At 69.4% G+C, this 26,032-nt stretch carries 24 protein-coding genes; 9 read left to right on the forward strand and 15 right to left on the reverse strand.

The genetic code is table 11. The annotated features are described in order from the left end of the window. Positions 1-3: 3 nt before the first annotated feature. Together ggt and CJ179_RS22235 are read left to right on the forward strand one after the other, a co-directional pair. Entirely contained in the window at positions 4-1,974 is a 1,971-nt protein-coding gene (gene ggt / locus CJ179_RS22230; RefSeq protein WP_095862922.1) for a gamma-glutamyltransferase, read from the forward strand. 167 nt (positions 1,975-2,141) lie between these two features. After that, complete coding sequence (locus CJ179_RS22235) at positions 2,142-4,526, forward strand: glutamate--cysteine ligase (protein ID WP_095862923.1); 2,385 nt, start codon at positions 2,142-2,144, stop codon at positions 4,524-4,526. A gap of 4 nt (positions 4,527-4,530) precedes the next feature. On the opposite strand, the gene CJ179_RS22240 is transcribed toward CJ179_RS22235, so the two are convergent. Next, on the reverse strand, positions 4,531-5,541 hold the full coding sequence (locus CJ179_RS22240; protein WP_095862924.1) for an iron-siderophore ABC transporter substrate-binding protein: 1,011 nt from the start codon (positions 5,539-5,541) through the stop codon (positions 4,531-4,533). Between the two features lie 463 nt (positions 5,542-6,004). Here CJ179_RS22240 and CJ179_RS22250 point away from each other — a divergent pair, with 463 nt between their 5' ends. Continuing rightward, positions 6,005-6,304 carry a DUF4193 domain-containing protein gene (locus CJ179_RS22250; protein ID WP_005248611.1) on the forward strand — a complete coding sequence of 100 codons (300 nt, stop codon included), beginning with the start codon at positions 6,005-6,007 and terminating at the stop codon, positions 6,302-6,304. Positions 6,305-6,313: 9 nt separating this feature from the next. Next, complete coding sequence (locus CJ179_RS22255; protein WP_072938160.1) at positions 6,314-6,748, forward strand: SRPBCC family protein; 435 nt, start codon at positions 6,314-6,316, stop codon at positions 6,746-6,748. Between the two features lie 101 nt (positions 6,749-6,849). Here CJ179_RS22255 and CJ179_RS22260 read toward each other — a convergent pair whose 3' ends face one another. Then, on the reverse strand, positions 6,850-8,673 hold the full coding sequence (locus CJ179_RS22260) for an NAD(P)/FAD-dependent oxidoreductase (RefSeq protein ID WP_072938157.1): 1,824 nt from the start codon (positions 8,671-8,673) through the stop codon (positions 6,850-6,852). A 214-nt stretch (positions 8,674-8,887) separates the two neighbouring features. Here CJ179_RS22260 and CJ179_RS22265 point away from each other — a divergent pair, with 214 nt between their 5' ends. Next, a complete protein-coding gene (locus CJ179_RS22265; protein WP_072938154.1) occupies positions 8,888-9,328 on the forward strand; it encodes a YciI family protein in 441 nt (146 codons plus the stop codon). Between the two features lies 1 nt (position 9,329). Next, positions 9,330-10,589, forward strand: coding sequence for an RNA polymerase sigma factor (locus tag CJ179_RS22270; RefSeq protein ID WP_095862925.1), 1,260 nt, complete (start codon positions 9,330-9,332; stop codon positions 10,587-10,589). A gap of 25 nt (positions 10,590-10,614) precedes the next feature. Here CJ179_RS22270 and CJ179_RS22275 read toward each other — a convergent pair whose 3' ends face one another. Genes CJ179_RS22275 through CJ179_RS22285 form a run of 3 tightly spaced genes read right to left on the reverse strand, consistent with a single transcriptional unit; the run spans position 10,615 to position 13,870 of the window. Next, a complete protein-coding gene (locus CJ179_RS22275; RefSeq protein WP_072938149.1) occupies positions 10,615-11,628 on the reverse strand; it encodes a crotonase/enoyl-CoA hydratase family protein in 1,014 nt (337 codons plus the stop codon). Further along, positions 11,625-13,262: an acyl-CoA dehydrogenase family protein gene (locus CJ179_RS22280; RefSeq protein WP_072938147.1), complete on the reverse strand. Its 1,638-nt coding sequence runs from the start codon at positions 13,260-13,262 to the stop codon at positions 11,625-11,627. Before CJ179_RS22280 ends, CJ179_RS22275 begins: the two co-directional genes overlap by 4 nt. Next, positions 13,259-13,870, reverse strand: a complete 612-nt coding sequence (locus CJ179_RS22285) for a TetR/AcrR family transcriptional regulator (protein WP_072938145.1) — start codon at positions 13,868-13,870, stop codon at positions 13,259-13,261. Before CJ179_RS22285 ends, CJ179_RS22280 begins: the two co-directional genes overlap by 4 nt. 79 nt (positions 13,871-13,949) lie before the next feature. On the opposite strand from CJ179_RS22285, the gene CJ179_RS22290 reads away from it, so the two are divergent. Together CJ179_RS22290 and CJ179_RS22295 are read left to right on the forward strand one after the other, a co-directional pair. Beyond that, positions 13,950-14,735, forward strand: a complete 786-nt coding sequence (locus tag CJ179_RS22290; protein ID WP_072938143.1) for a crotonase/enoyl-CoA hydratase family protein — start codon at positions 13,950-13,952, stop codon at positions 14,733-14,735. A 6-nt stretch (positions 14,736-14,741) separates the two neighbouring features. Further along, positions 14,742-15,668, forward strand: a complete 927-nt coding sequence (locus CJ179_RS22295) for a phosphatase PAP2 family protein (RefSeq protein ID WP_083395663.1) — start codon at positions 14,742-14,744, stop codon at positions 15,666-15,668. On the opposite strand, the gene CJ179_RS22300 is transcribed toward CJ179_RS22295, so the two are convergent. The 5 genes from CJ179_RS22300 to CJ179_RS22320 are packed head-to-tail and all read right to left on the reverse strand — an operon-like array spanning position 15,637 to position 20,049. Further along, positions 15,637-16,806, reverse strand: a complete 1,170-nt coding sequence (locus CJ179_RS22300; RefSeq protein ID WP_072938139.1) for an alpha/beta fold hydrolase — start codon at positions 16,804-16,806, stop codon at positions 15,637-15,639. The two genes, CJ179_RS22295 and CJ179_RS22300, sit on opposite strands and share 32 nt — an antisense overlap. Positions 16,807-16,852: 46 nt before the next feature. After that, positions 16,853-17,527, reverse strand: a complete 675-nt coding sequence (locus tag CJ179_RS22305) for a DUF2064 domain-containing protein (protein WP_072938138.1) — start codon at positions 17,525-17,527, stop codon at positions 16,853-16,855. Beyond that, positions 17,524-18,186: a glycosyltransferase family 2 protein gene (locus CJ179_RS22310; RefSeq protein WP_095863577.1), complete on the reverse strand. Its 663-nt coding sequence runs from the start codon at positions 18,184-18,186 to the stop codon at positions 17,524-17,526. Before CJ179_RS22310 ends, CJ179_RS22305 begins: the two co-directional genes overlap by 4 nt. Continuing rightward, entirely contained in the window at positions 18,179-19,246 is a 1,068-nt protein-coding gene (locus tag CJ179_RS22315; protein WP_095862926.1) for an NAD(P)-dependent oxidoreductase, read from the reverse strand. Before CJ179_RS22315 ends, CJ179_RS22310 begins: the two co-directional genes overlap by 8 nt. Next, a complete protein-coding gene (locus CJ179_RS22320; protein ID WP_072938133.1) occupies positions 19,243-20,049 on the reverse strand; it encodes an S-methyl-5'-thioadenosine phosphorylase in 807 nt (268 codons plus the stop codon). Before CJ179_RS22320 ends, CJ179_RS22315 begins: the two co-directional genes overlap by 4 nt. 20 nt (positions 20,050-20,069) lie before the next feature. Between CJ179_RS22320 and CJ179_RS22325 the strand changes: the two genes are divergently transcribed. Further along, the gene (locus tag CJ179_RS22325; protein ID WP_072938131.1) at positions 20,070-21,482 is read left to right on the forward strand and encodes a hypothetical protein; all 1,413 of its coding nucleotides are present in this window, start codon (positions 20,070-20,072) and stop codon (positions 21,480-21,482) included. A 38-nt stretch (positions 21,483-21,520) separates the two neighbouring features. Here CJ179_RS22325 and CJ179_RS22330 read toward each other — a convergent pair whose 3' ends face one another. The 5 genes from CJ179_RS22330 to CJ179_RS22350 all read right to left on the reverse strand — a co-directional run bounded on the left by CJ179_RS22330 (position 21,521) and on the right by CJ179_RS22350 (position 26,027). Beyond that, positions 21,521-22,189: a hypothetical protein gene (locus tag CJ179_RS22330; protein ID WP_072938461.1), complete on the reverse strand. Its 669-nt coding sequence runs from the start codon at positions 22,187-22,189 to the stop codon at positions 21,521-21,523. 87 nt (positions 22,190-22,276) lie between these two features. Beyond that, a complete protein-coding gene (locus CJ179_RS22335; RefSeq protein WP_244163654.1) occupies positions 22,277-22,921 on the reverse strand; it encodes a class I SAM-dependent methyltransferase in 645 nt (214 codons plus the stop codon). Between the two features lie 11 nt (positions 22,922-22,932). Continuing rightward, positions 22,933-23,445 (reverse strand): hypothetical protein, encoded by a 513-nt coding sequence (locus CJ179_RS22340; protein ID WP_095862927.1) that lies wholly within the window; start codon positions 23,443-23,445, stop codon positions 22,933-22,935. 1 nt (position 23,446) lies between these two features. Beyond that, a complete protein-coding gene (locus tag CJ179_RS22345; RefSeq protein WP_095862928.1) occupies positions 23,447-24,697 on the reverse strand; it encodes a molybdopterin-dependent oxidoreductase in 1,251 nt (416 codons plus the stop codon). Between the two features lie 124 nt (positions 24,698-24,821). Further along, the gene (locus CJ179_RS22350) at positions 24,822-26,027 is read right to left on the reverse strand and encodes a low temperature requirement protein A (protein WP_095862929.1); all 1,206 of its coding nucleotides are present in this window, start codon (positions 26,025-26,027) and stop codon (positions 24,822-24,824) included. Positions 26,028-26,032 lie beyond the last annotated feature (5 nt).

Genomic DNA, 26,032 nt, shown 5'->3' on the forward strand with positions numbered 1-26,032 from the left:
GTGATGGGTCCTGTGACGGGAATCGGAACAGTATTTCGGGCCTCGTTGGCCGCGGCTCTCTGCGTCGGGGTGCTGGCCGCGTGCTCGTCGGACGAGGAACCGCAGAGCGATCCGGCGGCCACGTGCGCGGATGTTCCCAACGGCACCCCGGTCTCCAAGGCGCCGCCACCGCCCGGCCCGGCGCCGACCACCCAGAACCTTGCGACCAACCCCGAGATCGCCACCGTGTACCGCTCCGGGATGACGCCCGTGACCACCGCGTCGTATGCGGTCTCCACCGCCAATCCGGTGTCGACGCAGGCCGCGTGCGAGGTGCTGCGGGACGGCGGGACGGCCGCCGACGCGCTGATCGTGGCCCAGACCGTTCTCGGTCTCGTCGAACCGCAGTCCTCCGGAATCGGCGGCGGCGCGTTCCTGCTCTATTACGACGCCGGGCAGAACAGTGTCGAGGCGTACGACGGGCGCGAGGTCGCGCCGATGGCCGCGACGGAGAACTACCTCCGCTGGATCAGCGACACCGACCGCACCGAGCCCAAGCCCGGCGCCCGCGCGAGCGGACGGTCCATCGGGGTGCCCGGCGTCCTGCGGATGCTCGAGATGGCGCACCGCGACCACGGGCGGGACGCGTGGCGGGAACTGTTCGACCCGGCCATCTCCCTCGCCGACCAGGGGCTGGAGATCAGCCCGCGGATGGCCGGGCAGATCGCCGCGTCCGCGCCCGACCTGGCCGTCGACGAGCCGTCGAAGGCGTACTTCCTGAACCCCGACGGCAGCCCGAAGCCGGCCGGGACGAAGCTGACGAACCCGGCCATGGCCAAGACGCTCGGAGCGATCGCCGCGGGCGGCGCCGACGCCTTCTACACAGGGGCGATCGCCCAGGGCATCGTCGACGCGACGGCGACCGCGTCGGGCGGCCGCACACCCGGCCAGATGACCCTCGACGACCTCGCCAACTACCAGGCGAAGAAGCGGACACCGCTGTGCACGCCGTACCGCGACCACGAGATCTGCGGCATGCCGAACCCGTCGTCCGGCGGCACCGCGGTCGCGGCGACGCTCGGCATCCTGGAGAACTTCGACCTGTCGCAGTACGGGCCGACGAACCTCGACGACAACGGCGGAAAGCCGACGGCGGAGGCCGTGCACCTCATCTCCGAGGCCGAGCGCCTGGCGTACGCCGACCGGGACAAATACGTCGCGGACTCCGATTTCGTTCCGCTGCCCGGCAATTCCCTCGACACACTGCTGAACGAGGACTACCTGAAGCAGCGGGCCGGCCTCATCGACCCGGGCAAGAGCATGGGCACCGCGCAACCCGGCAACTTCGGGCCCGTTCCGCTCGGTGTGCAGCCGCAGGACAAGGAACACGGCACCAGCCACATCTCGATCGCCGACCAATACGGCAACGTCGCATCGATGACGACGACGGTGGAATCGGCGTTCGGCTCGTTCCACATGACGGACGGCTTCGTGCTCAACAATCAGCTCACCGACTTCTCGGCCCAGCCGGTCGGCCCCGACGGGGCGCCCCTCGCCAACCGCGTCGAACCGGGTAAGCGGCCGCGGAGTTCGATGGCACCGACACTCGTCTTCGACCGCGGCAGCGACGGCTCACGCGGCGACGTCCAGTTCGCGACCGGGTCGCCGGGCGGTTCGGTGATCATCCAGTTCGTCGTGAAAACGCTCGTGGGAATGCTGGATTGGGGCCTGAACCCGCAGCAGGCCGTGTCGGCGGTCGACTTCGGGGCGGCCAACACCCCAGTCACCGGCGTCGGCGGAGAGCATCCGAACATCGACGCGGTCGACGACGGCGCCGCCGACCCGTTGATCGTGCAACTGCGGGCGATGGGTCACCAGGTGTCGGTCGCACCGCAGTCCAGCGGGCTCAGTGCGCTGCAGCGTCAGGACTCGGGGTGGGTCGGCGGCGCGGACCCGCGGCGGGAGGGCGCGGTGATGGGTGACGGCACCGGCTGAACCGCGAATGCGGTGTGAAGAAGAGGGGATAGTCCATCCGATGGTTCAGACCCCGACCGGCGGGGAACCCATCGACCATGGCGAACAACGATGTGAACGATCCCCCGGACGGCACCTGGGCGTTCTTCGACCATACCGAGGGTGCCACAGGGAAATAGAGGCACATCGTGCTCGTCAGCGACCCACGGAAAGTGGGGGTCGAAGAGGAATTCCATCTCATCGATCGCAAGACCCGGCGCCTGACCACCCGCGCGCCGGAGTTGCTGGCACGACTTCCCGACGACGTGTACGTCGACGAACTCCAGCAGTGCGTCGTCGAGGTGAACAGCGGTGTGTACGCCGACCTCGACGGCCTGCGCAGCGATCTGGAGCGGCACCGAACGGTGCTGATCGACGCGGCCGAGGGACTCGGGATCGGGGTGGCGGCCGCGGGTTCGATGCCGCTGGCGCTGCCCGCCGAGATGCACGTGACGGGGACGCAGCGCTACCGGCGGATGCTCGCGGACTACCAGGTGCTCGCCCGTGAGCAGCTGATCTGCGGCACCCAGGTTCACGTCGACCTGCCCGACCGTGACGAGGCCGTGCAGGTCGCGCACCGTGTCGCCCCGCACATGCCCGTCCTCCTGGCGCTCAGCGCAAGTTCCCCGTTCCGGTCGGACGGTGCGGACACCGGCTATGCCAGCGCGCGGACGCTTCTGTGGTTGCGCTGGCCCAGCACCGGTCCGGCCGCGCCGGTCTCCTCTGCGGTCGAGTACGGCGCCCTGATCGACGACCTGGTCGCGAGCGGGGTGATCAGCGACCCGGGCATGGCGTATTTCGACGTCCGGCCGTCGGTGAAGCTTCCGACCCTGGAGTTGCGGGTGTGCGACAGCTGCCCGCGGCTGGACACGGTCGTGCTCGTCGCCGCACTGTTCCGGGCGCTCGTGGAACGCGAGGTGGAGGGTCTGCGCGCCGGGACGAAGGGCGTCGAGGTGGTTCCGACCCTGACGCGGGCGGCGTTGTGGCGGGCGGCGCGGTCGGGGTTGGAGGGGGAGTTGGTCGACGTGCGGTTTCCGCAGGCGCGTCCCGCGTCGGACCTCGTCGGCGACTTCGTGAACTCCCTGCGACCGCAGCTCGAGCAGGCAGGCGACTGGGACACCGTGCTGGAGTTGTCCGCCGAAGCGTCCGCCCACGGGAGTTCCGCGGCCCGGCAACGTCATGCGCTCGCTCGCCGAGGCCGGCTCACCGACGTCGTCGACCTGCTGCTCGCGGAGACGGCGGGCCGCACCGAGCACCTCCCCGAGGTGGAGGTCCCGCCCGCGCCGCCCAAGACGGACCCGACCTCGATGGGTGGTCGCCGGACCCGGCGGTATTGGAGCGCCAGGCTGTGGGATCGCGCCGACACCGCCGACATGACGTGGACGGAGTCGACGGAGCTCGACGAGAAGAAGCTGATCGAGTGGCGCCGGGATCTGCACGCGCATCCGGAGCTGTCGTTCGAGGAACGCCGGACCACCGGAATCGTGCGCAACCACCTCGTCGGTCTCGGCCTCGAACCCGTCGTGTTGCCCGGCGGCACCGGCCTGTGGTGCGATCTCGGTCCGGAGACGGGCGACTGCGTCGCATTGCGCGCCGACCTCGACGCACTGCCGGTCGCCGAGACGACGGGTCTCCCGTTCGAGTCGACGGTCCCCGGGGTGTCGCACGCCTGCGGTCACGACGCGCACACCGCGATGCTGATGGGGGCGGCGTCGGTCCTCGTGAAGTACCCGCCGCCGACCCGGGTGCGGCTCATCTTCCAGCCCGCCGAGGAGACGACACCCGGCGGCTCCGTCGACACGATCGCCGCGGGCGCACTCGACGGGGTGTCGAAGATCTTCGCACTGCACTGCGACCCGCACCTCGAAGTCGGCAAGCTGGCCACCCGGACCGGGCCGATCACCTCGTCCAACGACTCCGTCACCGTGCGGTTGTGGTCGTCGGGCGGGCACACCGCCCGGCCGCACCTGACCGGCGATCTGATCCACGCCGCCGCCGTCCTGGTGACGGGACTCGCGTCCGTGCTCGACCGCCGCATCGACGCCCGCACCGCGACCGTCCTCACGTGGGGCAAGGTGGCCGCGGGGCAGGCCGCGAACTCCGTGCCCGAGTCGGGTGAACTGGTCGGCACCCTGCGCAGTGCGTCCCGCGAGACGTGGGCCTTGCTCGAACCGCTGGTCACGGACGCGATCTGCCACCTGCTCGCACCGTACAACGTGCGGTACGAGCTCTCCTACCGGCAAGGTGTCCCGCCCGTCGTCAACGATCCCGACTGCACCGCCGACCTGCGTGAGGCGATCGAATCGGTCGTCGGCTTCGACCACCTGGGCGAGGCCCATCAGTCCAGCGGCGGCGAGGACTTCGCCTGGTACCTCGAGAAGGTCCCGGGCGCGATGGCCAGGCTCGGCGTGTGGGACGGCACCGGCACACCCCAGGAGCTGCACCAGCCGGGTTTCAACCTCGACGAACGCGCCATGGTGCACGGGGTCCGGACGCTGGTCGCGCTCACCCGGCTCGAAGACGAGTCGGAGTGAACGGTCAGGCCGGTTTGCCGGCGGCCTCCGCCAGTTTCGGCACGAGGGCGTCGACGGCGTAAGGGAGGCTGAGGACGGTGCCCCAGGTGAGAGCGCCGGAGACGGTGGGGTCGTCGACGAACACGGCCCGTCCGGCCTTCGCCACCGGCAGCGACTGATAGACGGGGTCCGCGGTGATCTGCGCTTCGGCGCCGGGGCTGCTGCCCACGTTCAAGACGAGGACGTCGACGTCGAGGATGTTCAGCTGTTCCTTGCTGATGGTGAACGCGTCCTGGTCGCCCGCGAGCTGGGTGATCTGCTCCGGGACGACGAACCCGAGCGATGTCATCAGGCGTGAGCGGGGGTCGTTCGGGGAGCGGACGTAGAACGAGCCGGCGTCGCCCAGTTCGGCCACCGCGACCGTCTTGCCCTCGAATTCGGGGTGGGCGGCGCGCTGTTGCGCGACCAGGTCGTCGACGTCGGCGACGAGTTGATCCGCCTTCCGGTCCTCGCCGAGGGTGGTGCCGACGATGCGGACGGCGTCCTGCCACGGCATGCCGAAATCGGGGTAGTCCGGAGATGTCGTGACGGTGGGCGCGATGGCCGAAAGTCGCTGATACGCGTCGTCGTCGACGTCGATGTACAGCGCGAGGATCAGGTCGGGGCCGAGTTTCGCGATCTCCTCGTACGCGAAGTTGGCCTCACCGGTGAACTGTCCGCGGTTGAAGACTTCGGGGTGCGCACCGCCGAGCGCGTCCTGGGCCCAGGGCCAGGTGGCGTCCGGATAGTCGCCGTACCAGTCGGTGACGCCGACCGGCGTCCGTCCGAACGCGAGGAGCGTGTCCTGGTCGGAGTAGCCGACGGTGACGATCCGCTGGGGGTCGCCCGGGACTTCGGTCGTTCCCTTCTTGTGCGTCACCGTCCGGGTGTCGCCTTCGGAGCCGGCTTCGGTGCCGGACGAGCACGCTGCGGCGACGGCGGCCATGCCGACCCCGGCGCTCACGGTCAGGAACTTGCGACGGTTGAGCGTTCGCATCCACTACCTCACCTGTAGGTGAGGCTAACCTACAGGGAGTGGGTGGGGCTGTGCATCTGTGGCGGAAACGGGGGAGTCGGCTCGGGAATCGGCGGACCAGGGGGCGGCGTCGGCCCCGGCGGACCAGGCTGCGGTCCCGGCTCGGGCGGTGCGGGTTCCGGACCCGGCTCCGGCGGAAACGGGTGGGGTGGTGTCGGCGTCGGCGGCACCGGAGGAGGGCCCGGTGACGGCGGCACCGGCTCCGGGTCGGGCACGGGATTGCCGTGCTCGTCGCGCGCACTCGTCATCGACAGACCACCTTCCGATCGGCTGATTGAGTGGTACCCGGAACGGGCATCCCGCAATCACAGGGCAGCTGTGGCCGCCCGGGAACAAAATGCGGGATCGGTGCGTTGTCTAGCAACCGTGCCCCGCAAGTGTGGAATTTCACGACACGGGGAACATGAGCCAAAGGGAGGAAGTCATGGCAACCGACTACGACGCACCACGGGTTACCGTCGACGACGAACTCGCCGCGGACTCGCTCGAAGAACTGAAGACACGGAGGAACGACTCGCAGTCGTCCGTCGTCGACGTCGAGGAGACCGACACGGCGGAGTCCTTCGAACTGCCCGGCGCCGACCTGTCCGGTGAGGAACTCACGGTCCGGGTCGTCCCGAAGAGGGCCGACGAATTCACCTGTAGCAGTTGCTTCCTGGTCCATCATCGTTCGCGTCTCGCGTCCGAAGAGGGCGGGCAGCTGATCTGCCGCGACTGCGCATAGGAGGCCCGCGTGGCCGACGTCAGCAGAACGTTCACCGTCGCCTCACCGCTCGGGGAAGTCGTCGCATACCTGCGTGACTTCGCGAACACCACGGCCTGGGATCCCGGGACCGAGAAGTGCGAGCAGACCACGCCCGGTCCGGTGGCGGTGGGCACGGAATGGCGCAACGTGTCCTCGTTCTTCGGGCGCACCACCGAACTCACCTACCGCATGACCCGCGACGACCCCGATCACGTCGTCTTCGAGGGTCGCAACGGAGCCGCGGTCACGTCGGACGACCTGTCGTTCGAGAAGGTGCACGACGCCTCGACGTCGATCACCTACCGCGCGCATCTCGAATTCACCGGCCTGGCGCGCTTCGCCGACCCCGCCGCCCGCCTCGCGTTCGAGGTACTCGCGGGCAAGACCGTCAAACAGATGACCGGGGTCCTCGAGGCGAGGTAACAATCTGCCGCACACCGTGTCTGGCCGCACACCGTGTCTGGACGCACACAGTGTGCGGGCGCCCCGCACGATGCGAGGCGCCCGCGTTGTGTCGGGACCGATCAGCTGAGGTGATGCACCTCCTGCAGCCCGTAGACCGGTGTCGGGATCTCCTCGTGCCGCGCTTTGAGCTGCAGGGCGAGGTACAGCGAGTAGTGCCGCGACTGGTGCAGGTTGCCGCCGTGGAACCACAGCGCTTCCTGCTGGGTGGGCTTCCACATGTTGCGCTGTTCGCCCTCCCACGGCCCGGGGTCCTTGGTGGTGTCGGAGCCGAGACCCCAGCACTTTCCGACCTTGTCGGCCACTTCCTGGCCCATGAGGTCGGCGGCCCAGCCGTTCATCGACCCGTAGCCGGTGGCGTAGACGACGAGGTCGGCAGGCAACTCGGTGCCGTCGGTGAGAACCACGGCGTCCTCGCTGAGATGGTCGACCTGTCCGGACACGAGGTGGATGCTGCCGTCCGCGACGAGTTCGGACGCGCCGACGTCGATGTAGTAGCCGGACCCGCGGCGCAGGTACTTCATGAACAGACCGGAACCGTCGTCACCGAAATCGAGCTTGAAACCGGCCTTTTCGAGTCGCTCGTAGAAGTCTTTGTCCCGTTCGGCGATCTTCTGATAGATCGGGATCTGGAATTCGTGCATGATCTTGTACGGCAGCGACGCGAACGTGAGGTCGGCCTTCTCCGTCGTCATGCCCGCCGCGAGCGCGCGCTCCGAGTAGAGGTCGCCGAGGCCGAGGTCCATCAGCGAATCCGACTTCACGATGTGCGTGGACGACCGCTGCAGCATCGTCACGTCGGCGCCGGTCTCGAAGAGCGCCTTGCAGATGTCGTGCGCCGAGTTGTTGGCTCCGACGACGACGACGCGCTTCCCGGCGTAGGCGTCCGGACCGGGGTGCCGGCTCGAGTGGTGCTGCTCACCGCGGAAGACGTCCTGGCCGGGGAACGTCGGAACGTTCGGTTTGCCCGACATGCCGGTGGCGAGCACCAACTGCTTCGGGTGGAGCACCACCTCTTCGCCGTCGCGGTCGAGGACGACGGTCCACTCCTTCGTTTCTTCGTCGAACCTCGCGGACGTGCAGGTGGTGGACGCCCAGTACGGAATCTCCATCACCTTCGTGTACATCTCGAGCCAGTCGCCGATCTTGTCCTTCGGGGCGAACACCGGCCAGTTGTCCGGGAACTGCATGTACGGCAGGTGGTCGTACCAGACCGGGTCGTGCAGGCACAGCGACTTGTACCGGTTGCGCCACTGGTCGCCGGGGCGTTCGTTCTTGTCGACGACGATGGCCGGCACCCCGAGTTGGCGCAGCCGTGCGCCGAGCGCGATGCCGCCCTGGCCGCCGCCGATCACGAGAACGTACGGCTGCCGGGTGTAGCCGAGTTCCCGCTCCTCGATCTCCCGCTTCTCCGCCCAGCTCTGGGTGTCGCCGCCGGAGCCGTGGACCGCGCCCTTGACGCGGTTCCGTCCCCGGCGTTCCTCGTGGCCCTTCAACTCCTGCATGGTGGTGAGGAACGTCCACGCCTCGTCGTCCTTCAGCCGCAGGTGCCCCTTGCCCCGGCCCGTCGCCGTCTCGAATTCGATCCACGCGGACGTGACGCCGTCCGCCTCGTCCGGGGTCTCGGTGGTGCGGAAGTTCGTCGGGTCGGTGTCGTCGAGGCGTGCGTGCAGCATCGCGGCGACGGCGTCGCGCCCCTCCACGGTCTTGAGGTTCCAGGTGAACGCCACCAGGTCCCGCCAGAAACTGTCGACGGCGAACATGCCCGCGGCGCGATCGACGTCGCGCGTGGCGAGAGCGGATTCGAAGCTCGCCAACCACAGGTCGACGCGTTCCTGGGGGGTCAGGGTCGTCTGCACCTCAGTCGGCTGGACCGTCTGTGTCATGTACCTCTCCTTCGCTCGGTATGTGACATACAGCACACGCCGGTCGGAGCTGAGCGGCAAGCGTTGCATCGTGTTGCAATCGCCCCCGTGAGTACTTGCCAACCGCTGGCGGTTAACAAGTACTCACGGCTGATGTCGAAAACCGGGCCCGCCGTTCGACGTACCGTGTGAGTCCGGGCAGAGGCCGGGACCGACCACAATCGAGGAGGAAATCATGCGGGTCATGGTGATGATCGAGGGTGCCGGAGCCGACGAAGACAAGATCGCCCCGACGGAGGCGATGCTCGCCGCGATGAGCGCGTACAACGAGGACTTGGTGAACGCCGGGATCATGCTCGACGGGCAGGGTCTGAAGCCGACCAGCGCCGGGGCGCGGGTGGTGTTCGAGGGCGGCACGACGTCGGTGGTCGACGGCCCGTTCACGGAGTCGAAGGAGATCGTCGCGGGTTTCTGGATCTGGGAGGTGCGGTCTCTCGAGGAGGCGATCGAGTGGGTGAAGAAGTGCCCCGCCGACCCCGGCACCGGAATACGACAGCTGATCGAGGTGCGGCCGATCTTCGAGTCGGACGACTTCGGGGACGAGTTCACGCCGGAGTTGCGGGAGCGGGAAGAGGCGCTCGCGGCGCGGATCCGCGAGCAGCACCCCGACCGCTGACATGGACGCGCGGCGCACGGTCGAGGCGGTGTGGCGGATGGAGTCGCCGCGGCTCATCGCGTCCCTCACCCGTCTCGTCCGTGATGTCGGCACGGCCGAGGAGATCGCGCAGGACGCGTTCGTGCTGGCGCTGGAGCAGTGGCCGCGGGACGGCGTCCCGGACAATCCGGGTGCGTGGCTGACGGCGACGGCCAAACACAAGGCGATCGATCGGATTCGCCGTGAGCGGTCGCAGCAGTCGAAGTACACGCAGATCGCCGTGGACCCCTCGGCGCAGCAGCCGAGCGCGATGCCCGCGCCGGACGCGGTCGAGGGTGTGGAGGACGATCTGCTGGCGCTGGTGTTCGTGGCGTGTCACCCGGTGCTTCCCCGGGAGTCGCGGGTGGCGTTGACACTCCGGCTGGTGGGTGGTCTCCGGACGGACGAGATCGCGCGGGCGTTCCTGGTGCCGTCGGCGACGATGGGACAGCGGATCAGCAGGGCCAAGCGGACGCTGTCGGAGGCGAAGGTGCCGTTCGAGGTGCCGGCGCGCGAGGAACTTCCGGCGCGACTGTCGGCGGTGCTCGAGGTGGTCTACCTGGTGTTCAACGAGGGCTACGCCGCCACGTCGGGTGAGGACTGGATACGACGTGACCTCGCCGCCGAGGCGATGCGGCTCGCCCGTGTCCTCGCCGGACTGCTACCCCGTGAGCCCGAGGTGCACGGACTGGTGGCGCTGACCGAGTTGCAGGCGTCGCGGTTCGCCGCTCGGCTGGGCCCGGGCGGTGAACCGATCCTGTTGCAGGATCAGGACCGGTCGCGGTGGGACCGCATCCTGTTGAAGCACGGTAATGCCGCGCTGGAGCGGGCCGTCGCGCTGGGCCGCCCGCTCGGTCCCTATTCGTTGCAGGCCGCGATCGCCGGATGTCACGCCCGGGCGCCTCGTTTCGAGGACACGGACTGGGAGGCGATCGTCGCCCTGTACGACGCGCTGGCGCAGGTGGCGCCGTCGCCGGTGGTGGAACTCAATCGCGCGGTGGCGCTGCTGCATTCGGACGGCCCGGACGCGGCGCTGGCCGCCCTCGACGCGGTGCGGGACGATCCCCGGCTGGCCCGCCTCCATCTGTACGGCGCGGTGCGAGGCGAAGTTCTCGAACGCCTCGGCCGCTACGAGGAGGCAGCCCGGACGCTCGAGGACGCCGCGGCCACCGCACCCACCCGGCGGGAACGCAACCTGCTCATGGCACGGGCCGCCGCCGCGTCCGCGCGCACCGAAGCGTGAGGCGGCCGGGTGGTCGCGGAGCGGATCAGCGCCCCGGACGGGACTGCTTGTGGTCGCCGAACGGCTCGTCGCGTTCGCGGACGGCCTCACGGAATCCGGCGGTGGCCGAGCGCAATTGGAACGCATACCCCTCGCGGGTGTGCCGGGACATCCCGTCGAAGACGGTGCCCACCATCGTCGAGTTGGCGACGCCCTGCGCGAGCAGCGCGCTGTTCAGCGCGAGTTTGACCATCATCAGCTGGTTGATCGGCATCTGCGCGATCCGCTCGACGAGGTCCTCGGTGCGGCGGTCGAGTTCGTCCGCGGGCGCCGACTCCACGGCGAGACCCCACTCGGCCGCCTGCCGTCCGGTGATGCAGTCGCCGGTGAGGAGGAGTCGTTTCGCCCGCTGGTCGCCGAGGCGGTGCGCCCACATGCCGGCGGCCGGCACACCCCACACCCGGGTCGGGGGATAGCCGATCTTCGTGTCGTCCGCGGCGACGATCTGGTCGCAGTACAGCGCGATGTCGGTGCCGCCCGCCACGCAGAATCCGTGGATCTTCGCGACGGTCGGCTTGTTCGCGTGCAGCAGGCTCGCGAAGCCACGGTTGAACCGGCTCATCATCGCGTAGTCGGCCATCGGATCCCAGTTGGCGAACGGATTGTGGTTGCGTGCCTGCACGATCGGATCGAGGACGGTGCCCGTCGTCTCGCCCGGTCGTTCGCCGCTGCCGCCGCTGTTCTCCGCGAAGACGCCCAGGTCGTATCCGCCGCAAAATCCTTTACCGCGCCCCGACAGCAGGATCACGTGCACGCGCGGGTCGAGGTCGGCGCGTTCCACGGTGGCGGCGAGCTCCACGGGAGTGTCGGCGGTGATCGCGTTGCCGTGCTCCGGCCGGTCGAACGTGATCCGGGCGATGCGTCCGGTCACCTCGTAGCTGAGGGTCCGGTACTCCGGCTCGTCGGCCCGGTCCGGTTCACGACCCGCGAACAGGGAGTCTGCGCCCTCGTCCCAGCCGTCGCGCCAGGCCGCCGGGCGGGTGCCGGCGTGGTCGGTCATGACCCCACCTTGGGGGTGGCGCGGTCGATGATGGCGGCGGTGTCGACGCCGGTCGGCAGTGTGCCGAACACGGTGCCCCAGTCGCCGGACAGCCGGCTGACGCAGAACGCGTCGGCCACCGCCGGGTGCCCGTGGCGGACGAGCAGCGAACCCTGGAGGGCGACCGCCATGTCGCCGACGATTCGCCGCGCCCGGTGCTCGAGCGTGTCGAGGTCGCCGAAACTCGCCTTCAGATCCGTGACGGCGGCGTCGAGTCGCGCGTCGGCGCCGGCGGTCGCGCCGAGTTCGTCGAAGAACACCTGAAGCGTCTCCGGCTGTTTGGCCATCGCGCGCAGGGTGTCCAGGGCGGCGACGTTGCCGGAGCCCTCCCACACCGACAGCAGGGGCGCCTCCCGGTACAGTCGCGGCATCCGGGATTCCTCCACGTACCCGTTGCCGCCCAGGCATTCCAGGGCCTCGGCGGCATGGATCGGCCCGCGCTTGCAGACGAAATACTTGCTGACCGACAGCGAGATGCGGCGGAGCGTGTTCGCGTGCTCGTCGCCCGCGGTCGCCCGGTCGGTCAGCGCGGCCAGCCACAGGGCGACGGTCGTAGCCGCCTCCGACTCGACGGCGAGGTCGGCGAGCACGTTCCGCATCAGCGGCTGATCCACCAGGTGGGCGCCGAACGCGCTCCGGTGCACGGCGTGATGTGCGGCCTGCGCCGTGCCGACCCGCATGCCGGTGGACGTGCCGATGGTGCAGTCGAGGCGGGTCATGTTGACCATCTCGATGATCGTCGGAACCCCGCGACCTTCCTCGCCGACGAGCCAGGCAACGGCCTCGTCGTACTCGACCTCGCTGCTGGCGTTGGAGTGGTTGCCGAGCTTGTCCTTGAGGCGCTGCAGGTGCATTCGGTTGCGGGTCCCGTCCGGCAGGACTCTGGGCAGGAAGAAGCACGACAGTCCGCCGGGTGCCTGGGCGAGCACCAGGAACACGTCGGACATCGGCGCCGACGTGAACCACTTGTGCCCGGTCAGCAGGTAGCTGCCATCGGACTGCGGCACGGCCCGGGTGGTGCCCGCGCGGACGTCGGAGCCGCCCTGCTTCTCCGTCATCGACATCCCGGCGATCAGCCCGGCCTTCGTCAGCGGAGGATGCAGCGCGGGATCGTAGACCCGGGCGGTGAGCAACGGTTCGTATCGTTCCGCCAGCTCACGGTTGTGCCGGAGGGCGGGGACGACGGCATACGTCATGGAGATCGGGCAGCCGTGGCCGGCGTCGACCTGGCCCCACACCGCCATCTTCGCGGCCCGTACCAGGTGGGCGCGCGGGTGCGGGTCGGCCCACGGTGCGCCGTGCAGGCCCATCTCGACGGCGGTGGTCATCAGCTGGTGGTAGGCCGGGTCGTACTCGACCTCGTCGATTCGGTGGCCGTAGCGGTCGTGGGTGCGCAGGACGGGAGGGTGCGCCTCGGCGAGGTCGCCCCAGCGCTGCGCCTCCTCGCTCCCGGCGAGGCGTCCGACGTCGTGCAATTCTTCGAGCGCGTCGTGGGCGCCTTCGCGTTGCAGCGCTTCGAGGATCGGTGCGTAATCGGCGGCGTCGAAATTGATCAGCGGCGGCACCTGGTTGACGACCTCGTGTGTGGCACTCATGTCGGGCTCCCGAGGGATCGAAGGGTGAACGTGAGCAGGGCGGGGATGATCGCGGCGTCGGCGGCGCCGCGGGCGAGGGGCAGGATCAGTGCTTCGCCGATGGCGCCGACGATGCAGGCGGCCGTGACCGACGCGTCCTGGTCCGGGATCTCCCCGGCCTCGACGGCGCCGGCGATCGCCACCGCGAGGGCGTCGCGGAACGATTCGCGGAACAGCAGGCGCTCCGTGTCGACCTGCGGGTCGACGGGTTCCACGAGCAGTGCGTACGCCAGGGTGGGTGCGCGCAGCGCGCGTTCGGCGAACGTGGCGACGGAGGCGGAAACGGCGGCGACGCAACGACCCTCGTCGGCACGGGCGGTGTTACCGGATTCGACGGCGGCGCTCACCTCGCGACTGCAGACGATGCGGAACACTTCCGCGAACAGTTCGCCCTTGTTCGAGAAGTGCCGGTAGACGGTGCCGGTGCCGACGCCGGCCTCCGCGGCGACCGCGGAGATCGAGCATCCGGCGTAACCGTCGCGGGCGATCAGCCCGATCGCGGAGTCGATGAGGGTGGTGCGGAGAGCGTCCAGGCGTTCCTGGACGGCGGGTGTGCGCCGGTAGGCCATACCCAAGAAGTGAACACCCGTTCCGTTCTTGCGTCAAGGGTGCTAGCGTCGGCTACACCGGCGAGGAAAGGCGCATGCGATGACTTCCGATTTGGTACTCGTCCGCAAGGACGGCCCGGTCACGACGATCAGCCTGAATCGGCCCGAAGTCCGCAACGCGGTCGACCGGCCCACCGCCGAGGCGCTCGCCGACGCCTTCCGCGCCTTCGACGCTGACGAGGCCGCGTCCGTCGCGGTGCTGCACGGCGAGGGCGGAACATTTTGCGGGGGAGCGGATCTCAAGGCGATCAGTTCCGGGACCGGGAATCGGGTGGCGCCCGACGGCGACGCACCGATGGGCATCTCCCGAATGCGGTTGTCGAAACCGGTGATCGCCGCGATCGACGGGCACGCGGTGGCAGGCGGACTCGAACTCGCGTTGTGGGCCGACCTGCGGGTCGCCGGTGCGGACGCCGTCCTCGGAGTGTTCTGCCGACGCTGGGGCGTGCCGCTCATCGACGGCGGCACCGTCCGCCTGCCGCGGCTCATCGGGGAGAGCCGCGCGATGGACCTCGTCCTCACCGGGCGGCCCGTCGACGCCGACGAGGCCCTGAGCATGGGGCTGATCAACCGGAAGGTCGCGGCGGGGGAGGCACTCACCGCAGCCCGGCAACTGGCCACCGAGATCGCCGGCCTGCCCCAGATGTGCCTGCGGCAGGACCGGTTGTCGCTGCTGGAGCAGTCGGGGCTCACCGAGGATCAGGCCCTGCTGAACGAATTCCGGCACGGCGCAATCTCGCTGGCCAACGGAATGATCGAGGGCGCCGCGCGCTTCGCCGCCGGGGCAGGCAGGCACGGGGATGCTGCGCCCGTGAGTACTTCTTAACCGCCCGTGGTTAACAAGTACTCACGGGCGGTGGCATGGAGCGCATACCTGCTCGCGCTGACCGTCACGATCTTCACGCTGGGGCTGCCCACCGACCGCATCTACCAGGCGACGTGGATCGTCGCGGGCCTGATCGCGTTCACGATCGACCGGCCGTGGCGGGACCATGTGCGGGTCGTGTGGGACTGGTTGCCGCTCATCGCTGCCCTCGTCGTCTACGACCTCAGCCGGGGTGTCGCCCACCACCTCGGGATGCCCGTGCGGGCGCAGGAACTGGTGACCGTGGAGAGCTGGCTCTTCGGTGGCACGATTCCCACCGTGTGGTTGCAGGAGACTCTGCTGCCTCCGACGGGTGAGCTGCCGTGGTGGACTCTGCTCACGGGGATCGTCTACACCAGTCACTTCCTCGTGCCGTGGGTGCTCGCGGCCGTCTTCTACGTGTATTCGCGCGACGTGTGGTCGGGGTACATGCGTCGGGTGCTGCTGTTGTCGTACCTCGGGCTGGTCACGTACATTCTGCTTCCGTCCGTGCCGCCGTGGCTGGCCGCCGAGGGGGACGTGATCTCCGGCAGCGTGGGTCGCGTCGCGGGCTTCGGATTCGGTGTCGTTCCCATGGATGTCAGCACGCGGTGGCTGGAGGCGCAGAGCAATCCGGTCGCCGCGCTGCCGTCGCTGCACGCCGCGTTCGCGCTGCTGGTGGCGGTCGCGTTGTGGCCGTTCGCGAAGAATCTGTGGTCGCGCGTGCTGCTGGCGGCGTACCCGGTCGCCATGGCGTTCGTCCTGGTCTACGGCGGCGAGCACTACGTCGTGGACGTGCTGGCGGGATGGGCGTATCTGGGGCTGGCGATCCTCCTGGCGCGGGCGTGGGAGTCCCACACGACGACGTTGCCTGGCCGAGATCTCACCGTCGGCCACCCGAGGCGTCGCTGGTGACCGACACCTCGTCGAGCGTGGTGCGGAGGAACGGCAGGATGCGCTTGACGATCGCCTCGTTGTACACGACCGGTTGCTGGTTCGGGTTCGCGTGGCCGGTTCCGTCGAGTTTCGCCACCAGCAGTGCGCCGTCGGTCCCACCGGACTGTTCGACGAGGATCTTCTGCGTGTAGTCGACGTCGACCACCGGATCCTTCCAGCCCGCGCGGGGACGCACGAAGACGATCCCCGGTCGCGGTTTGTCGTCCGACTCCACCGCCAGCGACTTCAGGTTGTCGATGGCGCCGGACGCGACGATCGTCTTGAACTGCGATTCGATCAGCCCGTTGCTCGCGACGTCCTCCGACAGGACCTTCTCGGTGAGGACCTCGTCGAGGACGTCGCGGAATTCGTCGACGTCGACGTGCGGATACCAGTCCGACTTCGTGTCGAGGAATCTGCTCTGCCGGGCCGCGGTCTCCACCAGCACGCGCATGGTCCGGCTCTCCCGCGCGCCGGGCAGCCAGCCGATCCACCGCAGCATGTCTTCGCCGCTGTCCCGGCTCCCGGCCCGGACGGCGTGCAGGTCCACCGGGGTGCAGTCGAGCACCACGCCGATGAGGTTGGCGTCGGTGTCCTCATAGATGTGCTGTGCCACCTCCAGCGCGACGACGCCGCCCATGCTGTGCCCGGACAGGACGACGTTGTCGATCCCTTCGTCGGCTGCGCGGGCGGCGATCAGTTCGCTGATCACCTTGGTGTCGATACCGCCGTTGTCGTACTGGACCGCCCAGACCCGCCCGATGCCGCCGTACGAGGACAGTGTCCTGGCCGTGTCGGTGGCGTCCTTGTTGCCGAGGCCGACGAGGTCGACGACGGCGGTGTCGTGGTCGGTGGGCGACTGCGCGTCGTACACCTCGTGGATCTGCGGCTGGGTCAGTGCGAGCCGCTGGCGTTCGGGTTGGACGTCGTGGACCCAGTACTGGCCGCCGGCAAGGAGCAGGGGAACGGTCCCGAGCGCGACCGCGGCGAGGAAGCGCCTGGTGCGACCGAATTTCTGCCACCGGTGACCGAGCCGTGTCGCGTGCAGTCGCGCCTTGCGGCGGTCGTTGCTCCAGTCGGCCACGGTGGACGGATGGCGTGTCACTCTCTCCGGCATCTACTCCGAGGGTACGCGTGGCGGCTCCGCCGCCCGTGAGTACTTGTCAACCGCCCGACGTTGACAAGTACTCACGGCGGAAGCGGCTGGAATCCGGGCAGAGCGCGGCGACCGGGGCGACGTCGGACGCGTAGTCGACGTCGCGGAGCGTCGGCAGCGACAGCACCTCGGCGCCGGCCGCGAGCAGTGCCGCCCGGGTGAGGCGCCCGGTGTCCGGACTCGACGTGGGAACGGAGAGTATCGCCCGCGCCGAAACCGCATCGGGCACACCGAGAATCCACCACCCGCCGTCCTCCGCGAGCCCGAGGGCGCATCGGCCCCGCCGCTCGGTGAGGAGGTCCGCCGAGTCGGCGAGCAGTCCCGCCGTCACTTGTGGTGTGTCCATTCCGATCTGGAGAATCGGCAGTCCGAAATGGCCGAACGTGTCGGCGTGGGCGTTCACCAACCGCTCCGCGAAACTCTCACCCCGCTGCGGCACCACGGTGAAACTGCTCAGCGTCGCGGCGATGTCGCTGCCCCGGACCGCGCGGGCGAGGTCGCCGGTCATCGCCACCACCCGCTGCGCCACCCCGGCCCCGGCGACGGCGTCGAGCGTGTCCAGCAGCGAGGCGGCGGCGAGGCCGGCGGCCCTTGTGTCGCCGACGTCCCGCGCCAGCCGGGTTTTCGCGAAGCCGGGCACTGGAGCCTTCGCGACGACGAGGACGGCGACGTCGAGGGTCACCCGATCACCTTCCAGAAGTCGTGGACGGCGACGACGGTGCCCTTCAGCGAACCCGACACCTTCGACGTGCCCGCGGTGCGCGGGCGATACGTGACGTCCTGCTCCACGACCCGCCAGTGGGCGCGGCCCGCGAGCACGAGAAGCTGCAGTGGGTAGCCGGACCTGCGGTCGTCGACCCCCAGATCGAGAAGGTCCTGCCTGCGTACGGCTCTCATCGCACCGAGGTCGTGGATCGGCAGCCCGTACCGGCGCCGGAGCCGGGCAGCGAGGACGGCGTTGCCGATCCTGCTGTGCAGCGGCCACGTTCCCCGTCGCCGCCCTACGGCGAGGTCGGCGCCCGAGTCCAGGGCGGCGACCAGCCGGGGGAGTTCACCCGGATCCATCGAGCCGTCGCCGTCCAGCACGCAGACCGCCATGGTCTGCGCCGCCAGCACCCCGGCGTGCACGGCCGAACCGTATCCCGGGACGGGCTCCCGCACCACCGACGCTCCGTGTGCCACCGCGACCGCGGCGGTGTCGTCGGTGGAGTTGTTGTCCACCACCACTGTCCGGTAATCGGGCGGCACCGCGGCCAGTACTCCGGGCAGGGAACCGGCCTCGTTCATGCACGGGATCACGACGGTGACGTCCCGCGGAGAGATCGGCGCGCGCTCAGACACGGGGAGGTCCCGCCGGCGCGGCATCCCTCAGGGGTGCATACGCGAACGCCGCGATCCCCTCGGCGGGCAGGATCTGCGCCCGGAACCCCAGCCGCTCCCGGGCCAGCCGGGGGTCGGCGACGATGTGCCGCACGTCGCCGGGACGGTACTCGCCGGTGACGACGGGTTCGGACCCTCCGTACGAACGCGCGAGCGTCGCGGCCACCTCGCCGATCGTGATCGGTTGTCCCGAACACACATTGAACGCCGAGAAACCCGGCAACGCCGCCTCGATCGCGGCCACGTTCGCCGCCGCGACGTCGTGGACGTGCACGAAATCCCGCGTCTGCCTGCCGTCCTCGAACACGCGCGGAGGGTCGCCGTTCTCGAGGGCGGAGCGGAACATCGCGGCCACCCCGGAGTACGGGGTGTTGCGCGGCATGTGGTCGCCGTACACGTTGTGGTAGCGCAGCGCCGTCACGGAACTGCCGGTGGCCAGTGCCCAGGCGAGGGCGTAGTGCTCCTGGGCCACCTTGGCCGCGGCGTAGAGACTCCGCGGCCGCAGCGGCGAATTCTCCTCCACGAGCGCCCACTCCAGGGGCTCACCCGTGCCGGGGTCCGTCTCGTCGAAGATCCCCGCCTCGAGGTCCTCGGCCCGCCGGGGTGCCGGCTCCACGAACTCGCCCCGGCTGTTGCGATACCGGCCCGCCCCGTAGACGACCATCGACGACGCGAGTATCAGCCGCCGGCAACCCGACTCGTGCATCGCGGCGAGCAGCGTCGCCGTGCCGAGATCGTTGTGACTGGCATAGGCCGGGGCGTCGCTCACATCCACGCCGGCGCCGACGACGGCAGCCTGATGACACACCACGTCCACACCCCTCAGCAATTCGGTCAGGGCTGGCAGGTCGCGCACGTCGGCACGCCGCACACCGTCCGGGGGTTCGGCGCCGGCGCCGTGCGCGGACGGAAGCAGTGCGTCGACGGCGACGACGTCGTGACCGGCCCCGGTCAGTGCGGTGCGGACGTGGCCGCCGATGAATCCGGCTGCGCCCGTGAGCAGTACGCGTGTTGCCGTCATGGCAACTCGATCGGCAGGATCACACCCTCGTGGACCCGGCAGGCGTCGCAGGGTCCGTCGGGGGCGGCGGCGATCGCGGACCGGACCAACGTCTTCAGTGAACCGAGGTTGCGCTGGAACTCGGCGAACACGTCCACGGCCCGCACCCCGTCGCCGGTCTCGATTCCCGCATCGAGATCGGTGACCAAAGCGATGGTGGCATAGCACATCTCGAGCTCCCGGGCGAGTACCGCCTCGGGATGGCCCGTCATGTTGACGAGGGTCCAGCCCTGCCGGGCGAACCACAGGCTCTCGGCCCGGGTCGAGAACCGTGGTCCCTCGACCACCACCAGCACACCGCCCTCGACGGTGCCCGGCCGGGCGGCGGCCTTGCGCAGGTCGGCGCAGTACGGGTCGGCGAACTGGACGTGCACGCCGCCGCCGTCGAAGTACGTCTGCGCGCGGCCGCTGGTGCGGTCGACCAGCTGGTCCGGCACGACCATCGTGCCCGGTCCCAGGTCCGGGGTGAGGCTGCCGGCGGCGCAGGGTGCGAACACCCGCTGCACGCCCAGCGTGCGCAGCGCCCACAGGTTCGCGCGGTACGGGATGGTGTGGGGAGCGAATTCGTGCCTTGCTCCGTGGCGGGGGAGGAACGCCACCGTCCTGCCGTCCACGTCGCCGACCGTGATCGGGGCGCTGGGGCGGCCGTGCGGAGTGTCGATCGTGACTTCCATGGCTCCCTCGTCGAAGAACGAGTAGAAGCCGCTTCCCCCGATCACGGCGACGTCCGCGCGGACCGGGTCGTGTGAACTCGTTGCGGTCATACGCTCTATCCTCCGTCGTTATGCTGGGCGCGAGTGCGACTTTCGTCGAAGGAGATGACGTCATCGGATCCCCACAGCGCACCGGCGAGCGGAATTTCCTCTACCGCGACTTCGCCGGCGCCGGGCTCGCCCTGGTCCTCGTGGTGGTTGCGTTCGTCGTCCCGTACCTGGGGAACGAGACGATCACCCCCATCGTCAACCGGACGGTGGAGAGTGTGCGGGATTTCGCGGACGCCGCGCCGCTGTTCGGGTTCCGCGACGTGCATTTCGGGTGGGGCAGCCCGGTCGCCGTCGTCGTCGCGGCGGCGGTCGTGGTGTGGGGCCGCGGGCTGGCGCAGACGCTGTCGTGGCGGCGCCTCACGGTCGGGGTGTGGCTCGGGTCCGCCCTGTGGGCGATGGCGCTCGCACTGGTCGACGGCTGGCAGCGCGGGTTCGTCGACCGCCTGACCTCCACCGACGAGTACCTGCACGACGTCCCCGCTGTCACGGACATCCCGGCGACGCTGCGGGGCTTCGCCGACCGGATCCTGGACCTGCAGCCCGATTCGTGGACCACCCACGTGTCGGGGCACCCGCCCGGTGCGCTCTTGACCTTCATCTGGCTCGACCGGATCGGACTCGACGGCGGCGCGTGGGCGTCCACGCTGTGCGTCACGGTCGGGTCGAGTGCCGGCGCCGCCGTGATCGTCGCCGTCCGGGCGCTCGGTGACGAGGCGACGGCCCGGCGCGCGGCCCCGTTCCTCGTGCTCGCACCCGCCGCGATCTGGGTGGCGGTGTCGGCGGACGCGCTGTTCGCCGGCGTGGTGGCGTGGGGGATCGCCCTGCTGGCGCTGTCGGCGACCCGCGCCGTTCCGGTCCCCGCGCTCGTCGCCGTGGCCGCAGGGGTGCTGCTCGGATTCGGCGTCTACCTCAGCTACGGGCTCACCCTGATGGCGATTCCCGCGGTCGCCGTCCTGGTGATCGCGCGCACGGCCCGGCCGCTGGCCGGCGCACTGGTCGGCGCGCTCGCGGTGGCCGCCGTGTTCACGCTGTGCGGATTCTGGTGGTTCGACGGCTACCAGTTGGTGCAGGAACGGTACTACCAGGGCATCGCGTCGGACCGCCCCTTCGCCTACTGGGGCTGGGCCAACTTCGCGTCGCTGATCTGCGCGGTCGGGTTGGCGGTGCCCGCCGCACTGCCCCGGACGTTCGCCTGGTCGCGGGTGCGGGCGCTGTCGCCGGTTCCCGTTCTGGCGGCCGCCGCGCTCCTCGCGGTGGTGATCGCCGACCTGAGCGCGCTGAGCAAGGCGGAGACCGAGCGGATCTGGTTGCCGTTCGAATGGTGGCTCCTCTCCGCCCCCGCACTCCTGCCGCGCGGAAGCCATCGGTTCTGGCTCGCGGTGCAGGCCGCCGGTGCGCTGGCCGTCAACCATCTGCTGTTCACGAACTGGTGACGGCCGGCGCATCCGGGTAGCCGTTCGACGGCCTACAGTCACTTGGTCGCGATCGTGATGGTGGCGATCCCGACCAGCAGCCCCGGCGTGACGGTGTCGGTCTTGAACGTCTGGTTCAGCAGACCGGCGGCGTCCGCCGAGATCTTGACCTCGGTGCCCTGCAGGATCGCCGTGTCGTTCGGTCCGGTCTGCAGAGGCTTCAGCGTGCGGCCGTTGAGATCGAACAGCACCGCGTCGGTTGCCGCGGGTGAACCGTTGACGCTCACGTCGCCGGTGAGGAGCGACGTGCCCGGATCGATCGCGAAATCGGTGAGTTCGACCACGGTTCCGGGCGCCGCCAGCGACAATCCGCTGCCGTCGTGCATGATCTCGCCCTGCACGTAGGGGTCGACCGTGCCCGGCTCCCAGTACTTCACGTTGCCGCCGGTGATCGGGAAGCTGACCGATCCGTCGGCGAGGGTTGCCGTGCCCACCACTCCGGGTGTGAGGCCGAGCGTCGTCAGCGCCCCGGTGAAGCCGGGATCGAGAGCGACGGCGGTACTCACCCCGGTCAGGTTGTCGACCTGGGCGACGGGTGCGGGCTGGGAGGATGCTGCTGCGCTCATATTCGAGGATGCACTCGAATCATTGCTCGAGCACGCCGCGAGCGGGGTCAGTGCCAGGGCGCCGATGGCCGCTGCTGCGAGTGCTTTTCGATAGTTCGACATGATGATCAAACAACCTTTCCGGAGGAAGGGGTGGTGGGTGGATGTTCACTAGGTATTCGGCGCTACTTCCCCGGCGGATGGGAGCTCTTACGCCCATTCCATCCGCGCGAAGTGCCGATTCGCATGCTGCAGAACATCGATCACCCGCAGCCCGGCCACGCGCGCGACCTCGGACACGGCGGCCACGCCCACGCTCGCCCAGGCGAACCAGTCTCCGACGAGATGCTCCGTCTCCCAGCGCAGGAGTTCACGGCGCACCCCCGCCGTGGTCGGCGGATCCACCTCGGCGATCACAATTCCGTTCGGTTGCAACAGCTCTCGTGCGCGGCTGAGCACGCGAACGGGTTCGCCGCCGATGCCGATGTTGCCGTCGGCGAGCAGCACGCGGTCCCAGTTCCCCGACCGCGGCAGCGGCGCGAAGATGTCCCGATGCAACGCGACGCCGCCGCGGCGGATCGTGAGTTGCACTGCCGTGAAGGATGAATCGACGCCCAGCGCTGTGACACCGGCGGACACGAGCGCCGCGGTGAGCCGGCCCGGACCGCATCCGAGATCGACGGTGGCGCCGTGACACGCCGCCAGCATCACACGGTCGGCGATCCGATCGGCGAGCGAAGCCGAGTCGCCGCCCATCCACCGGTCGAGCGGCAGGGCGCGCCGCGTTCCCCGCGCATCACGCACCCAGCACGGGAGCCCCGCCGACGCCCGCCGCAGCAGGAGGTCCGTGGACATCCCGCTCTTCCTCATGGTCGGCTCACCGCGCCGTCGTCGTTGCGGGACAGCGCGAGTCGGGTGGCGTAGGTGAGAGCGGAGAGCGCGAAGAACGCGGCACTGAGCAGCAGCCAGCGGTCGAGATACGGTTCCTGCGTCAACCCCGTCGCCGCAAGATATGCGTCGGCGCCCTGCTCGATGATCCCCGGCAGGAACAGCAGCAGCGTCAGCCCGGACGCGAGCGCCGGCACGCGAATGTAGTTCAGCGCCGGAACCGTCCGGGACCGTGGGCGTCTCCGTCCCCGGACCGCGTCCAGCCCCGACGTCAAAGACCGGTCGGCGAGTGCGTACAGCGGGAACAGCACGAGGTCGTGGGCGATCACCGCACCGAGGAACCACACGGCGATCGACTTCCACCACACGTCCGGATTCCACAGATTCGGCAGACCCACCACCGAGACCGCGTACCCGGCGAGTGCGAACGTGAACAGCACGGCCAGCAGATGCAGCGGGTCGGCTCCGTAGACGCGGGCGAATCGGCGCATCTCACGCCTCCCGGAATTCGATGGACTGCACCCATTTGGTGTTGTGGACGCCGGGCAGGGCGGGAACAATGATCCGGGCGGGATAGCCGTGGTCGAGGGACAGTTCCGCGCCGTTCACCTCGAGGGCGAGCAGGGCGTCGGCGTTTCGCACCTGATCGGCCGTGAGCACAGCCTGATTGAACGCCCCCGACCGCTCCAGCGACGTCACCTTCGCCGAGCCGAACGCCGTCACCCCGGCGACGTCCGCGAGGTCACGCAGTCGCACGCCCGTCCACGTCTCGACGGTGGACCACCCCTCGACGCACGCGATCGGGAGGGACACGGTGTGCGACGGCATCGCGCGCAGCTGACTTCGGCTCAGCTGCACCGGTTCCGCGCCACCCGCCACCGCGAGTCGCCAGGTGTCGTCCGTCTGTTCCGGGGTGATCTGCGCGGCCGCGGCCGTCCGGTTGATCTGAAAGTCGTTGGGGCCGTCGCCGTACGAGCGACCGCGCGGCAGCAGCAGCGCGGCGCCCCGCAGGAACCCGCCGGTGGTCTGCCCGACCGACAGCACCGCGACGAGCGCGGCGCCGCCACCGACGAGGGCGAGGGCGCCGCGCCTGCTGATCGTGGCCGGGGTGGGGTCCTCGGCCACGAGGCCGTTCTCGTCCGCCAGTTCGGGTCGCGTGTCGGCGCGGGACGTACGCAGCACTTCCCGGAACGACCGGGACCGCAGCGACCGCACCATCAACGGCACCTTCAGGATCGTGTGTGTCACGAACCCGGCGATGAAGACCCACGCGCCCCAGTAGTGCGCCGTGTAGAAGTCGAAACCGAAGATGTAGTCGTACTGGATGTTCAGGACCCCGGTGATGATCTCGAACAGCGCACCGCCGACCAGGGCGATCAGCGACAGCCGTTCGAGGGCCTGCGCCGGCGACCGCACCGGTGGGAACACGAAGAGTTTCGGGATCACCGACCACAGTTTGGCGAGCACGATCGGCACCAGGATCAGTCCGAGCCCGACGTGCAGACCCTGCGTGAGCCGGTACAGCCACGACGGCCGGGTGGGCCACGCGAAGTACGGGAGGTGCAGCCAGCCGACGTCGCCGGGGCGGGCCTGCCCGAACTGGGGCCCGTACGCGATGTAGGAGAGCAGCCCCGTGACGATGACGACGGGCAGTCCGATCAGCAGTACGAGGCCGAATACCGAGGTCAACCATGGTCCGCGCAGTGGACTGCGGAGCCGTGGGCCGCGTGAATGGTCGGTCATCGTGATCAATCCCTCCGGCTCGATCGTCTCGAGCCTCAGAGGTGATTCGGTACCGCCGCCGTGCAGGACGGGTATGCCCTTCGGGCCCGTGAGTACTTGTTAACCGCCCGACGTTAACAAGTACTCACGGGTGGCCGTGCCTGATCTCGTCCCGGGGCTGGTCGTAGCGAACCATCTCGTATCCGATCATCGCGAGCAGGACTGCGGTCAGCACGCCGAGGGTGGCGAGGGCGGGGATATGCCAGACGACGGGGAGCAGCGCGATCAGCACGACCGCCGTCACGACGCGCGGCACGGTTACCGACCTCGTCGCGTACGCCTTGAAGGCGACCAGCGCGAGGAGGTACAGAGCCGCGCCACCGAACAGTGCCACCAGCGGCCAGCCGTACAGCGGATCCACCAGCCGGTGATGGTTGCCGTCGCCGACGTACGACAGGATCTTCTTCAGACCCAGCGACAGCATCACGATCCCGATCACCATCGGCAGGTGGATGAAGCTGTAGCAGTTGCGGGCGATCTTGATCTGACGCGCACCGGTCGCCTCCTCGAACGCGTGCTCCACCGCCAGGGACGTGACGTCGAAGTACGACCACCACAGCAGTCCCGACACCGCGAGCCCCAGCAGGGACGCGACGATGATCGCCCACGAGATCGGCAGGCTCGCGACGCCGATGCCGATCGACACGATCGACTCGCCCAGCGCGACGATGATGATGAGCCCGTGCCGCTCCGCGAAGTGGCTGACCGACCGCAACCGCCAGTCGGTCCCGCCGACCAGTGTCCCGAGGTAGTCGCCGGCGAGGGCCAGGATCCACATGACGGTCTGCGCGGTACCGGTGAGCTGCGACGCGACGAGCAGGAACACGGTGCCGGTCAGCATGCTGGGCGCGAAGCGGAGCACCTGGCCGCGCAGTTGCGGGTCCTCGCGGCTGACCACCCAGAACATCACCAGGTGCAGGAGCCGGACGACGAAGTAGCCGAGGGCGAAGATGACGGGTCCGTCGAGTCCGCCCGCGAGGTCGTCGAAGGCCTCGGGGATCGTCAACGCGGTGACGAACATGGCGCCCATCGCACCGAACATCACGACCCGGACGATGCCCTCGTCGGCGCGCACGAGGTTGCAGAGCCACGCGTACCCCACCCAGCTCCACCACAGCACGGCCATCACGAGGGCGCCGCGCAGCAGATTGACGCCGGTGGGGTCCTCGGCCATCAGGTCGGTGACACGGGTGAGCGCGAAGACGAAGACGAGGTCGAAGAACAGCTCGAGCGGCGACACCGACGCTCGCTCTTCGACGAGACGGGGACGCAGACGATGGGCAAAGGTCACGGGAA

Source organism: Rhodococcus sp. ACS1 (assembly GCF_002300155.1).
GTDB classification, from domain to species: domain Bacteria; phylum Actinomycetota; class Actinomycetes; order Mycobacteriales; family Mycobacteriaceae; genus Rhodococcus_F; species Rhodococcus_F koreensis.